The following is a 12,307-nucleotide window of genomic DNA, read 5'->3' on the forward strand; positions in this document are numbered from 1 at the left end:
GCGTCGAAGCGAATGTGCCGTCATTGGTCAGTGACTCATCTGCGTGGAGCAGCTCGAGCGATTGAAGGATGGCAGTCCCGAGCTGGGTCTTTCGGCCAGCGATCTGGTTCAGCGCCTGCTTGACGCTCTCACCGAGGTTGCCCTTGCCGATCGGAACCGACACCTCAAACCGCGGGTAGCCGGGGTACCGAGCGTCGAAGTGATCGCCGAGAGCAGCAGACGCGATCGAGTCGATCTGCTCCTTGACTTGGGTGCGCGGCCCTGGCGCACGTGGTAGGCCGCACTTTCGCCGGTGTTGGCCACCAGCTCGCGCAGCACCGGCAGCACCACCCGGTCGAGCGAGAACGAGGCTGCGTACAGCGTGTGCAGGCGCGCCACCTGCCCACCCAGGCCGTAGCGGCCATCGCCCAGGCGCTGCAGCAAACGCGCGTGCTCCAGCGAAGCCAGTAAGCGCAGCACCGTGCTTTTGTACAAGCCGGTGCGGCTCGCCAGCTCGGCCAGACCCAGGGCGTCGTCCCCCGGGCGAAACGCGTTCAGCAGCGAGAGCGCACGGTCCACCGCCGCCACGCCGCCGGTGGCGGCGTGTGCATCGGCCAGCGACGCGGTGCGGGCTTTTCTGGGCATGGTGGCGGTTGCGGGGCTGGGGTTGACAGGGTGGAGGGGCTCTGAGATGATTTTTGTAGAAAGAATATCGTTCTAATAGATGAAACGCAAGAGGTCTTTTTGAATCCATCCCCTACAGCCGCTGCACAAGCTGCGGTTCTGATCAGCGAAGTCGGCCCGCGCGACGGCTTGCAGTCGGTCCAGGCGACCATGGCCACGGCCGACAAATGCCGCTGGATAGACGCGCTGGTGGCCGCCGGTTTGCGCGAGATCGAAGTCGCTTCTTTCGTGCCGGCCCGCTACCTGCCGCAAATGGCCGATGCCGCCGACGTGGTGCGCCATGCGCTGACCCACCCCGGCATCACGGTGATGGCGCTCGTGCCCAACGCACGCGGCGCCCAGGCCGCGCTGGCCGCTGGGGTGCACAAGATCACCTTGCCGGTGTCGGCCAGCGAAGCACATTCGCTGGCCAATGTGCGCAAGACCCGCGAACACATGCTGGACGAGGTGCGCACCATGCTCGCGCTGCGGCGCGACACCGCGCCGGCCACGCAGGTCGAAGTGGGGCTGTCCACCGCCTTTGGTTGCACCTTGCAAGGAGCGGTGGCCGAAGACGAGGTGATCCGCCTCGCTGCGGCTTGCGTGGCGGCGGGCGCAGACGAAGTGGGCTTGTCCGACACCACCGGCATGGCCAACCCGGCGCAGGTGCGCCGTTTGTTCCAGCGGCTGCGGGCCGAAATCGGCGAGCGTGCCGGTGCCGCCCACATGCACAACACGCGCGGCCTGGGGCTGGCCAATTGCCTGGCCGCCTACGACGTGGGTGTGCGCACCTTCGACAGCTCGCTCGGAGGCCTGGGCGGTTGTCCTTACGCGCCAGGCGCGTCCGGCAACGTCGTCACCGAAGACCTGGTGTTCATGTTCGAAGCCATGGGCGTGCGCACCGGCGTGGACCTGCCGCGCCTGCTGGCCGCACGCGAACCCCTGCGAGCCGGTTTGCCCGGTGAGGCCTTGTACGGCATGCTGCCCGAGGTTGGCCTACCCATGGGCTGGGGTGTTGCCGCCTGAACCGCACGACCTGCACCAGCCGCACGGCCCGCACCATCCACCCATTCAAACCCCGCAAGACCCGATGACGCCTTCCACCGAAAACACCCACACCACCGGCACCGCAGCCGCCCGCCAACTGCCTTACGCGGGCCTGCGCGTGGTCGAGTTCACCCACATGGTCATGGGCCCCACCTGCGGCATGGTGTTGGCCGACCTGGGCGCCGAGGTGATCAAGGTCGAGCCGTTGAAGGGCGACAACACGCGCCGCCTGCTCGGCTCGGGCGCGGGCTTTTTCCCGCTCTTCAACCGCAACAAAAAAAGCCTGGCGCTGGATTTGCAGTCGCCCGAGGGCAAAGAGGCGGTGCTGCGCCTCATCGCCACCGCCGATGTGGTGAGCGAAAACTTCAAGACCGAGACCATGCAAAAGCTCGGGCTCGACCACGAGAGCCTGAAGAAGCTGAACCCGCGCCTCATCTACGTGAGCCACAAAGGCTTTCTGCCCGGCCCTTACGACCACCGCACCGCACTGGACGAAGTGGTGCAGATGATGGGCGGCCTGGCCTACATGACCGGGCGCCCCGGCGACCCGCTGCGCGCCGGTACCAGCGTGAACGACATCATGGGTGGCATGTTCGGCGCCATCGGTGTGATGGCGGCGCTGGCGCAGCGCGAAAAAACCGGCCTGGGTCAGAAGGTGGAAAGCGCGCTGTTCGAGAACAACGTGTTCCTGGTGGCCCAGCACATGATGCAGTTCGCGGTGACCGGCCAGCCCGCCGCGCCCATGCCCGAGCGCATCTCGTCCTGGGGCATTTACGACGTGTTCGAAGTGAAAGACGGTGAGCAGATCTTTCTCGCTGTGGTGAGCGATACCCAGTGGGACATCTTCTGCAAAGCCTTTGGCTACGAAGACCTGAAAAGCGATCCGCGTCTACCCAGCAACAACCACCGCGTGCGCGAACGCGGTTGGCTGATCCCCGAATTGCGCCAGCGCCTGGCCAGCCGCAGCGCGCGGGAACTGGGTGCGCTGTTTGAAAAAGAAGGCCTGCCCTTTGCGCCCATCACCCGCCCGCACGATCTTCTGGACGACCCGCACCTGAAAGCGACCGGCGGCCTGGCACCCATCACCCTGCCCGACGGCGAGAACGCCGGGCAGAGCGCGCCCACGGTGTTGTTCCCCTTCACCATGGACGGCGAGCGCCCCGGCGTGCGCCTCAGCCCGCCCAAGCTGGGCGAGCACAACGCCGAACTGTTGCGCGAGCTGGGTTATGCGCCGGACGCGATCGCGGCCATGGGCAAACACTGAGCGTCTTTCTCTAGCGGGTCCGTCGGCCCGCAGCGGCGGCGCCTTGTCGGTGCCCATGCCGCTCACCGACAACAACCGTTGCGCCCCTGTATATAGAGCTCGCGGTCGGCCCCCAAGGCGCTGAACAAGCGCGCCGGTGGTCGCACGTGCCCGGGCATGCAAACCCAGCACCGCGCGCGCTTGAAAGTTGTGCGTGCGCACCAGCCTTGGGCCGCCCATGCACCAGCGGCGGCACGCAGGGGCTGCTCCAGGGCGCTTGAAGGGCCAGATACCGCCCAAACAGACCTCAAACGGGCTGGCACGGCTTTTGCTGAACATAACTCGTCATAACGAGTTGAAGCCAGCCATGTCCACCACCCCTTTGCGCGCCGTTGTTTCCGACCTGCCTTTGTCGGCATTGGCGCGGGAAATACAGCCCCAGTCACCGGTGCCGCTGTACGCGCAGATCAAAGACATTCTGCGTTCGCGTGTGCTGGACGGCACCTACAAGCCGCACGAACAAATGCCCTCCGAGAGCGAGATGATCGCGGCCTTCAACGTGAGCCGCATCACCGTGCGCCAGGCGCTCAACGATTTGCAAAACGAAGGCCTGCTGTTCCGCATCCACGGCAAGGGAACCTTCGTCTCCAAGCCCAAGGCGTTCCAGGATCTGGGCCGTCTGCAAGGCTTTGGCGAGGCCATGCGGCAAATGGGTTACGAGACCTTTGCCCGCGTGGTGTCGCTGCGCACCGTCACCCCCAGCCTGCAGGTGCAAGAGCGCCTGCACCTGCCCAAGCGCGCCCGGGTGACCGAGTTGCAGCGCCTGCGCTTTCTGAACCGCGAACCGATTTCGCTCGACGTCACGTACCTGCCGGTTGCCATCGGTGCGCGGCTCGCCAAGGAAGACCTGGCGACGCGCGACGTTTTCGTCATTCTTGAAAACGACTACGGCATGTCGCTGGGCCACGCCGATCTGCAGATCGGCTCCACCCTGGCCGACGAGCCTTTGGCCGCGCAGTTGCAAGTGGAAGAAGGATCGCCCGTGCTGGTGATCGAGCGCACCACCCACACCAGCGACGGCACGCCCATCGACTACGAGCACATGTACTACCGCGGCGACGCCTTCCAGTACAAGGTGCGCGTCGATCGCGTGCCGCTCTGACATTTCCCCCGTTGAAGCCCTCTTTCTGAACACATCCCGAAAGGCAAACATGAAAACCATTGAACTGGAATACGACATCGTGGTGGTGGGCGGCGGCACCGGCGGCCCCATGGCCGCGGTGAAGGCCAAAGAGAAGAACCCCAAGCTGCGCGTGTTGCTGCTGGACAAGGCCAACGTCAAGCGCAGCGGCGCCATCTCCATGGGCATGGATGGCCTGAACAACGCGGTGATACCGGGCCACGCCACGCCCGAGCAGTACACCAAGGAAATCACGGTGGCCAACGACGGCATCGTGGACCAGAAGGGCGTGTACGCCTACGCGGCCAACAGCTTCGCCATGATCGAAGAGCTGGACAAGTGGGGCATCAAGTTCGAGAAAGACGAAACCGGCTACTACGCCGTGCGCAAGGTGCACCACATCGGCAGCTATGTGTTGCCCATGCCCGAAGGGCACCACATGAAGCGCGTGCTCTACCGCCAGCTGAAGAAAGCGCGGGTGGAAATCACCAACCGCGTGGTGGCCACGCGCTTGCTCACCGGCGCGGCCGGTGAGATCACCGGTGTGATGGGTTTTGACTGCCGCACCGCCGACTTCTACGTGATCAAGGCCAAGGCCGTGATCATCTGCACCGGCGCAGCAGGCCGCCTGGGCTTGCCGGCATCGGGCTATATGTTCGGCACCTACGAAAACCCGACCAACACTGGCGAAGGCCATGTGATGGCCTACCACGCGGGGGCCGAGCTCACCAACCTCGAATGCTTCCAGATCAACCCGCTGATCAAGGACTACAACGGCCCGGCTTGCGCCTACGTCACCGGCCCGTTTGGCGGCTACACCTCCAACAACGCGGGCGAGCGCTTCATCGAATGCGACTACTGGAGCGGCCAGATGATGATGGAGTTCTTCAACGAACTCGAAGGCGGCAAGGGGCCGGTGTTCCTCAAGCTCGATCACCTGGCCGAAGAAACGATCAGCGAGATCGAGCACATCCTGCACACCAACGAGCGGCCCAGCCGTGGTCGTTTCCACGAAGGGCGCGGCACCGATTACCGCAAGAGCATGATCGAGATGCACATCTCGGAGATCGGCTTTTGCAGCGGCCACAGCGCATCGGGCATCTGGACCAACGAGCGCGGTGAGTGTTCGATTCCCGGCCTGTACGCAGCCGGCGACTGCGCCAGCATTCCGCACAACTACATGCTGGGGGCCTTTGTCTACGGCAAGTTCTGCGGCGAAAACGCTGCCGACTATGTGGCGGGTGCGCGCGATGTGCGCATCGACCAGGACCGGGTGCAGGTCGAGCGCGAGCGCGTGGCCGCACCACTGTCGCGCAGCGAAGGGCCGACACCGTTCCAGATCGAATACAAGACGCGGCGCGTGGTCAACGACTACCTGCAGCCGCCCAAGGTCACGCGCAAGATGGAAATCGGCTTGCAGCGCTTCGACGAAATCCGCGAAGACCTGGACCACATGGTGGCCGAAGACCCGCACGAACTGATGCGCGCCATGGAAGCCCACACCATCCGCGACTGCGCCGAGCTGGCCGCGCGCTCTTCGCTGTTCCGCACCGAGAGCCGCTGGGGTCTGTACCACCTGTGCGTGGACCACCCGGAAAAAGACGACGCCAACTGGTTCTGCCACACCAACGTCACCAGCGACGGCAACGGCCAGGCCCAGTTCCGCAAGCGCGAGGTCGAGCCCTACATCGTGGAACTGAACGACCAGGAAAAAGCCGCCTACCAGCGCTTGCGCGTCGCCGGTTCCCCGGCCCCGGCCATCGCCGCCTGAATCCCCCACCCACACCCAGCAGGTACCCACCATGACCATCACGATCACACGCACACAAGCGCCCGTCGTCGTCGACGAAGACAAGTGCATCGCCGACAAAGGCTGCACCGTCTGTGTCGATGTTTGCCCGCTCGATGTACTGGCCATCGACTTCATCAAGAACAAGGCCTACATGAAGTTCGACGAATGCTGGTACTGCATGCCTTGCGAGAAGGACTGCCCCACCGGCGCGGTGCACGTCAACATTCCCTACCTGGTGAGGTAAGCCATGAGCCAGGCCATTCAATCCAGCATTTTTCTGCGCCTGCAGGACGCCGACGCCGAGGTGCGCCGCGTGGCGGTGATCGATCTGCCCTACACCGACGAAGAGGACGACGTGGCGCCGCTGCTCACGGTGGCGCTGGCCGATGCCAGCCCGCTGGTTCGGCTGGAAGCCGCCAAGGCCCTGGAGGGCTTTGAGGAGCCCGAGGTGCTCGCCGCCCTGGTGCCCCTGCTCAAAGACAGCGATGCCGCCGTGCGCGAGGCCGTGGCCTACACCCTGGCCGAGCTCAAAGAGCCCGCCTCTGCCACGCCCATCCTGCCGTATCTTGTGGATGCCGATCCAGCGGTCAAGGCCGCGGCCTTGCACGCGGTGCGCGCCTTGCGGGTAGACGAAGCCTTTGAGCCCGCGCTGCAGGCGCTGGGCGACGCCGATCCCCTGGTGCGCCGCGAAGCCGTGGGCGTGCTGGGCTACCTTAAGCGGGCCGATGCCATCACCGCCCTGACCCAGGTGGCGGCTTACGACACCGAACCCGAAGTGCGGCGCGTGGCTGTGGGCGCCCTGGGTTATGCCAGCGAGTCCTGCGCGGTCAGCGTGCACCCCGCGCTGAGCCGGGCGCTGGCCGATCCGGCCTGGCAGGTGCGCGAAGAGGCCGCCACCACGTTTGCCAAAACCCGTTCGGCGCTGGGCGTGCCCGATCTGATCCGCGCCATGGACGACGAGTACTGGCAGGTGCGGGTGAAAGCCGCGCGCAGCCTGGGCAAGCTCAAAGCCACCGCCGCCGTGTGGGTGCTGGGCGAAGCCAGCACCCACACCGTGAGCAACCTGCGCAAGGAAGCGGTGATCGCACTGGGTGAGCTGGCCGATACGCGCGGCATCGCACCGCTGGAGCGCGCCTTGAAGGACAGCGACCCGGATGTGCGCAAGCTCGCCAAGCTCGCGCTGACCGCGATCCAGATGCACGGCAACCTGGGAGCCGCGATATGACACACGTGGTCACCGAAGCCTGTATCCGCTGCAAATACACCGACTGCGTGGGGGTCTGCCCGGTGGACTGTTTCCACGAGGGCCCGAACTTTCTGGTCATCGATCCAGCCGTCTGCATCGACTGCGGTGTCTGCATTCCCGAGTGTCCGGTGGAAGCCATTCTGGAAGAGCAGGACTTGGCGCCCGAGCAGAAAGAGTACGTCGCCCTGAACGCCGAACTGAGCCTGAAATGGCCCGTGATCACCACCACCCAAGAGCCCCTGCCCGGTGCAGACCAATGGGCCGACAAGAGAGACAAGAGAGACATGTTGAGCGACGCGATTTGAGTGGACTGGTCCACCCAAAACGCCCATCTATCCCGATTGATTCTTTCAACTCACCTGGAGGTTCTCATGACAGCATTTTCCCTAGCTCCCAAAGCCGGCCGCTCCCGCTGGCTCGCCCGTTCCGCACTCGCCTTGTGCCTGGGGCTGATTCCCACGCTCTTGCTCGCCCAGGAAAAAAAGGTCGTCGTCATCGGCATCGGCACCCAGAACACCACCTCCAACACCGTCACCGGGGGCGTGGTGTTGAAGGAAATGAAACTGATCGAAAAGTACCTGCCGAAAACCGGCAAGTACAAAGACATCACCTTTGAGCTGGACTGGCAGAACGCCACCTCGGGTCCACCCATCATCAACGGCATGATGGCCGACAAGATCCAGATCGGCATGATGGGCGACTACCCCTTGCTGGTGGCGGGCGCCACCGGTCAGTCGCAGCCGGGCAACGAGACCCAGCTGATCGCCACCATCGCCTACAACGCCTTCGGTTCGGGCAACGGCATCGTGGTGCACAAGGATTCTCCGTTCTACGAGCTGACCGATCTCAAAGGCAAGCTGGTGTCGGTGCCCTTCGGCTCGGCGGCCCACGGCATGGTGCTGCAAGCCTTGTCGTCGCGTGGCCTGCCGCCGGACTTCTTCAGCCTGGTCAGCCAGAGCCCCGAGGTGGGCACCACCAATTTGCAGGAAAAGAAGATCGACGCCCACGCCGACTTCGTGCCCTTTGCCGACCTGCTGCCCTACCGGGGCTTTGCACGCAAGATTTTTGACGGCGTGCAGACCAATGTGCCCACCTTCCACGGCGTGATCGTGCGCAAGGACTTTGGTGAGAAATACCCGGAAGTGGTGGTGGCCTACATCCGCGCACTGATGGAAGCCAATGCGTGGTTCAAGGCCGACCCGGTTCGCGGCGCCACGAAGGTCGAAGAGTGGACCAAGATCGACAAGGAAGTGATCTACCTCTACCTCGGCCCGGGCGGCATCCACACGCTGGACCCCACCATCAAGCCGCGTTGGCTCGACACCATCAAGATCGGCCACGGCGTGCTCACCGACCTCAAGCGCGTGAAGCCGCTGGACATCGGTGCCTGGGTCAACGAGACCTATGTGCGCGAAGCCTTCAAGCAGACGAAGCTGGATTACGACGCGCAAAAGCAGTCGATGACCAGTTTCGATATTGGCGGCACGGACAAATTCTGCAAATCGCCGATCACGCGGCCCAAGGAAGCGGGTGAGGTCTGGGTGGAGGGCGCTGGTGTCGATCCCTATGCCTCGGCTGTCTGCACCCTGGGCGCCATTGCCAAGCTGGAAGCCAGCGGCAAGGTGATCCGCGCGGCCTACCTCACAGACCAGGCGCTGGGCATCAAGGTGTTTGCCGACAAGGCCTTCTACGCCGTCAACGCCAAGGACGCCAAGAAGCCCGTGATCGTGCCCTTTCTGCTGAAGCGCGACGCTGAAGCACACGCGGCCAAGATCGGCGGCAAGCTGGCCGACTACCGCGAAGCTCTGACCGTCGCTGCGGCGCCGTTCTGAGCGCAGGCCCGGAGAACGCCATGTCGAGTGCACCACTACGCCGCATCGAAGACGTGCAAATCTTTGGCCCATCTGCCATGGACGCTGCAACCACCGGCCCGCATCTGGTGGCGGCGCTTGGCCCGGCGAACACCCACCGGCACGAGCAAGGCGCCGAAACGCAGGCCGCGCGTGCCGGTGCAGGCGCCGGTGCAAGTGCCTGGTTGCGAACCTGGGCGCAGAGCAACGGCGTGTCGGCTTTGCTGGCGGTGTGCTCGCTGGGCGGCTTGCTGTTGTTCTGGCACCTGGTCACGACCTACCACGTCAACTTCTACATACGCTTCGCCAACGTGCCGACCCCGGCCGATGTGTGGCAGTCGATGGTGCAGGCCGGCAGCAACGGCAAGTTCATCACCAACGTTGGCATGAGCCTGCGCCGCATCTTCATCGGCTTTGCACTGGCCGGTGTGCTGGGCGTGGCACTGGGCCTGGTGATCGGTCGCTACCAGCGCATGCACCAGTTGCTGTTCCCGGCGCTGGAAGCGCTGCGGCCTATTCCCGCCATTGCGTGGGTGCCCATCTCCATCATGCTGTGGCCCGACAACGAGGTGAGCATCGTTTTCATCACCTTCGTGGGCGCGTTCTTTCCGATCCTGCTCAACACCGAGAGTGGCGTGAAAGCGGTGGACGCGGTGCTGCTGCGCGCCGGGCAGTGCCTGGGCGCCAGGAGCTGGCAACTCATGTGGCATGTGGTGCTGCCCGGCGCTGCGCCGCAAATTTTCACCGGACTGGCCGTGGGCATGGGTGTGGCCTGGGTGTCGCTGATCGCGGCCGAGATGATCTCGGGCCAGTTCGGCATCGGCTACTTCACCTGGGAGGCGTACTCGCTGATCGCGTACGCCGACATCGTGCTGGGGATGATCACCATCGGCGTTCTGGGCCTGCTGTGCAGCTGGCTCATCCGCTTCACTGGCAAGGCCCTCATGCCTTGGCTCGAATTCTCGAAACTTGGAGGTCGCTCATGAATACCCCCCAGGCCCGAGGCCGCATTGAGGTGCGCAAGCTCAGCATGACCTTCGGCAGCGCACAGCAGCGTGTGCACGCCGTCACCGACGTCTCACTCCACGTGGCACCCGGTGAGTTCGTCTCCATCATCGGCCCGTCGGGCTGCGGCAAGTCGACCCTGCTCAACGTGGTGGCCGGCTTCACGCAGCCCACCCAGGGCGAGGCCACGCTGGACGGCCGCCAGATCGTCGGCCCCGGTTCCGACCGTGGCGTGGTGTTTCAGCAGTACTCCTTGTTTCCCTGGATGTCGGTGCGCAAGAACGTCGAGTTCGGGCTGAAGATGCAGGGCGTCGCGGCGAACCAGCGCGAGACCGCCGCGCGCACGCTGCTGGGCCTGGCCGGTCTGTTGTCGTTCGAAAACCATTACCCCGACCAGTTGTCGGGCGGCATGAAGCAGCGCGTGGGCATCGTGCGTGCGCTGGCCACCAGCCCGCAAGTGATGCTGATGGACGAGCCCTTTGGCGCGCTCGATTCGCAAACCCGCGTGGTGATGCAGCAGATCCTCACCAATATGTGGCAGCGCATGCGGCTGTCGGTGCTGTTCATCACGCACGACATCGAAGAAGCCATCTTTCTGTCCGACCGCGTGTACGTGATGACGGCGCGACCCGGGCGCATCAAGGCCGAGGTCGAGATTCCGCTGCCTCGGCCGCGCACCGCCGAGATGATGTCTTCGGTGGCGTTCACCCAGGTGCTGCACAAGCTGCGCAATCTGATCCGCGAAGAAAGCCTGGCCGCCATGGGCAACGAACTGGCCAGCGGTGGCCTGGAGGGCTTCGCCGTCAATGTCGACGCCAAGGGCGTGGGCGAGTTGATCTGAGCCGAACAGGGCATGGGTACCCGCCATCTGCCCGCCGTATCCGCCATTCACAAACCACGGGTCCCATCCACACGGGGAAATCTTGTGATACCACCCACCGCCATCACCGATCACCGTCTTTCGCGCAGCTTGCAGATCGACTGGGCCGACGACACCAGCAGCCACCTGTCGCATGCGCTGCTGCGCGCGAACTGCCGTTGCGGGCAGTGCGTGCAATTGCGCCGCAGCGGCCAGTTGCCGGACCCTGACGCCGGCATCGAACTCACCACGCTGGAGCCTGTGGGCGAGCACGGTGTGAACCTCGGCTTCAGCGACGGACACGACCGGGGCATTTACCCCTGGTCTTACCTGCGCGAACTCGCCACATCCACCACCTTGGAAGCACGAACATGAGCAACTTGTTTCAAGCCGAAGTGCTGTCGGTGCACCACTGGACCGACCGCCTGTTTTCCTTCACCACCACGCGCGATCCGGGCTTTCGCTACCAGAGCGGCCAGTTCGCCATGATTGGCCTGGAGGTCGATGGCCGGCCGCTGTTGCGCGCCTACAGCATGGTGAGCCCGCACTACGAAGACACGCTGGAATTTCTCAGCATCAAGGTGCCCGATGGCCCTTTGACCTCGCGCCTGCAGCACATCCAGGTCGGCGAGCAGATTCTGGTCGGGCGCAAAGCCTCGGGCACCTTGCTCACGCAAAACCTCACGCCCGCGCGCCACCTCTATCTGCTGTCCACCGGCACTGGCCTGGCGCCCTTCATGAGCGTGGCGCGCGACCCCGACGTGTACGAGCAGTTTGAAAAAATCGTGCTGGTGCACGGCTGCCGCCAGGTGCAGGAGCTGGCCTACGAGCGCCGCATCAGCCACGAGATGCCGCAGAACGAATGGTTCGGTGAGCAGGTGCGCACCAAGCTGCTGTACTACCCCACGGTGACGCGCGAAGCCTTTCGCCACCAGGGCCGCATCCCCACCTTGCTGGAGACCGGGCGCATCGCACACGAGCTGGGCTTGCCCCCCATCAACGCCACCGACGACCGGTTCATGCTGTGCGGCAGCCCCGAGATGCTGCGCGACACCCGGGCCTGGCTGGACAAGCTGGGCCAGCACGAAGGCAATATGAGCCAGCCGGGGCAGTACGTGATCGAACGCGCCTTTGTCGACAAATGAAACACCCCCGCGGCGCTTCGCGCCTCCCCCTCAAGGGGGCGGCACTGGCCGTCCGGCAGAGCCGGCCCGGCGGTGCCCCTGGCCGGCGCCGCTTCATGCGGCACGGGTGGCGCTCCGGCACCATGGACATCTGGCAAGCGCGGTCTGGCCACCTCGTCAGCCTGTGGCCGGGTGCGGCCCTGTGCGCCGTGATCGCGCTGGCCGCAGTCTTCGTTTCGGGCATGCACGGCGGCCCGCCCATGTTGTACGGCCTGCTGATGGGTGCGGCCTTTCACCACCAGAGCCACGACCCGCGCAC

13 protein-coding genes and 1 pseudogene are annotated in these 12,307 nt (G+C 64.7%); 12 read left to right on the plus strand and 2 right to left on the minus strand.

What is annotated here, in order from left to right:
- Both ABYB95_RS08025 and ABYB95_RS08030 read right to left on the minus strand, forming a co-directional pair.
- A partial coding sequence (locus tag ABYB95_RS08025; RefSeq protein ID WP_372657966.1) for a DUF6079 family protein occupies window positions 1-235 on the minus strand: 235 nt, incomplete at its 3' end.
- 17 nt (window positions 236-252) lie between these two features.
- Window positions 253-624: pseudogene (locus ABYB95_RS08030) on the minus strand (helix-turn-helix domain-containing protein); the annotation flags it as partial.
- Window positions 625-723: 99 nt separating this feature from the next.
- Here ABYB95_RS08030 and ABYB95_RS08035 point away from each other — a divergent pair.
- The 12 genes from ABYB95_RS08035 to ABYB95_RS08090 all read left to right on the plus strand — a co-directional run bounded on the left by ABYB95_RS08035 (window position 724) and on the right by ABYB95_RS08090 (window position 12,009).
- Window positions 724-1,668, plus strand: a complete 945-nt coding sequence (locus tag ABYB95_RS08035; protein ID WP_372657954.1) for a hydroxymethylglutaryl-CoA lyase — start codon at window positions 724-726, stop codon at window positions 1,666-1,668.
- A 64-nt stretch (window positions 1,669-1,732) separates the two neighbouring features.
- Complete coding sequence (locus tag ABYB95_RS08040; protein WP_372657955.1) at window positions 1,733-2,953, plus strand: CaiB/BaiF CoA transferase family protein; 1,221 nt, start codon at window positions 1,733-1,735, stop codon at window positions 2,951-2,953.
- Window positions 2,954-3,299: 346 nt separating this feature from the next.
- Window positions 3,300-4,094 (plus strand): GntR family transcriptional regulator, encoded by a 795-nt coding sequence (locus tag ABYB95_RS08045; RefSeq protein ID WP_372657956.1) that lies wholly within the window; start codon window positions 3,300-3,302, stop codon window positions 4,092-4,094.
- Window positions 4,095-4,143: 49 nt separating this feature from the next.
- Window positions 4,144-5,883 (plus strand): fumarate reductase/succinate dehydrogenase flavoprotein subunit, encoded by a 1,740-nt coding sequence (locus ABYB95_RS08050; RefSeq protein ID WP_372657957.1) that lies wholly within the window; start codon window positions 4,144-4,146, stop codon window positions 5,881-5,883.
- 31 nt (window positions 5,884-5,914) lie between these two features.
- Window positions 5,915-6,148: a ferredoxin family protein gene (locus tag ABYB95_RS08055; RefSeq protein ID WP_372657958.1), complete on the plus strand. Its 234-nt coding sequence runs from the start codon at window positions 5,915-5,917 to the stop codon at window positions 6,146-6,148.
- Window positions 6,149-6,151: 3 nt separating this feature from the next.
- Window positions 6,152-7,129: a HEAT repeat domain-containing protein gene (locus tag ABYB95_RS08060; RefSeq protein ID WP_372657959.1), complete on the plus strand. Its 978-nt coding sequence runs from the start codon at window positions 6,152-6,154 to the stop codon at window positions 7,127-7,129.
- The gene (fdxA, locus tag ABYB95_RS08065; RefSeq protein WP_372657960.1) at window positions 7,126-7,455 is read left to right on the plus strand and encodes a ferredoxin FdxA; all 330 of its coding nucleotides are present in this window, start codon (window positions 7,126-7,128) and stop codon (window positions 7,453-7,455) included. The genes ABYB95_RS08060 and fdxA overlap by 4 nt, the downstream gene beginning before the upstream one ends.
- A gap of 66 nt (window positions 7,456-7,521) precedes the next feature.
- Window positions 7,522-8,982, plus strand: a complete 1,461-nt coding sequence (locus tag ABYB95_RS08070) for an ABC transporter substrate-binding protein (protein WP_372657961.1) — start codon at window positions 7,522-7,524, stop codon at window positions 8,980-8,982.
- 20 nt (window positions 8,983-9,002) lie between these two features.
- Complete coding sequence (locus ABYB95_RS08075) at window positions 9,003-9,986, plus strand: ABC transporter permease (protein WP_372657962.1); 984 nt, start codon at window positions 9,003-9,005, stop codon at window positions 9,984-9,986.
- Window positions 9,983-10,846 carry an ABC transporter ATP-binding protein gene (locus ABYB95_RS08080; protein ID WP_372657963.1) on the plus strand — a complete coding sequence of 288 codons (864 nt, stop codon included), beginning with the start codon at window positions 9,983-9,985 and terminating at the stop codon, window positions 10,844-10,846. Before ABYB95_RS08075 ends, ABYB95_RS08080 begins: the two co-directional genes overlap by 4 nt.
- Before the next feature lie 84 nt (window positions 10,847-10,930).
- Window positions 10,931-11,239 carry a gamma-butyrobetaine hydroxylase-like domain-containing protein gene (locus ABYB95_RS08085; protein ID WP_372657964.1) on the plus strand — a complete coding sequence of 103 codons (309 nt, stop codon included), beginning with the start codon at window positions 10,931-10,933 and terminating at the stop codon, window positions 11,237-11,239.
- Window positions 11,236-12,009, plus strand: a complete 774-nt coding sequence (locus ABYB95_RS08090) for a ferredoxin--NADP reductase (RefSeq protein WP_372657965.1) — start codon at window positions 11,236-11,238, stop codon at window positions 12,007-12,009. The genes ABYB95_RS08085 and ABYB95_RS08090 overlap by 4 nt, the downstream gene beginning before the upstream one ends.
- The last annotated feature ends 298 nt before the right edge of the window (window positions 12,010-12,307 follow it).

It is taken from the genome of Hydrogenophaga sp. (assembly GCF_041633695.1).
GTDB lineage: Bacteria > Pseudomonadota > Gammaproteobacteria > Burkholderiales > Burkholderiaceae_C > Hydrogenophaga.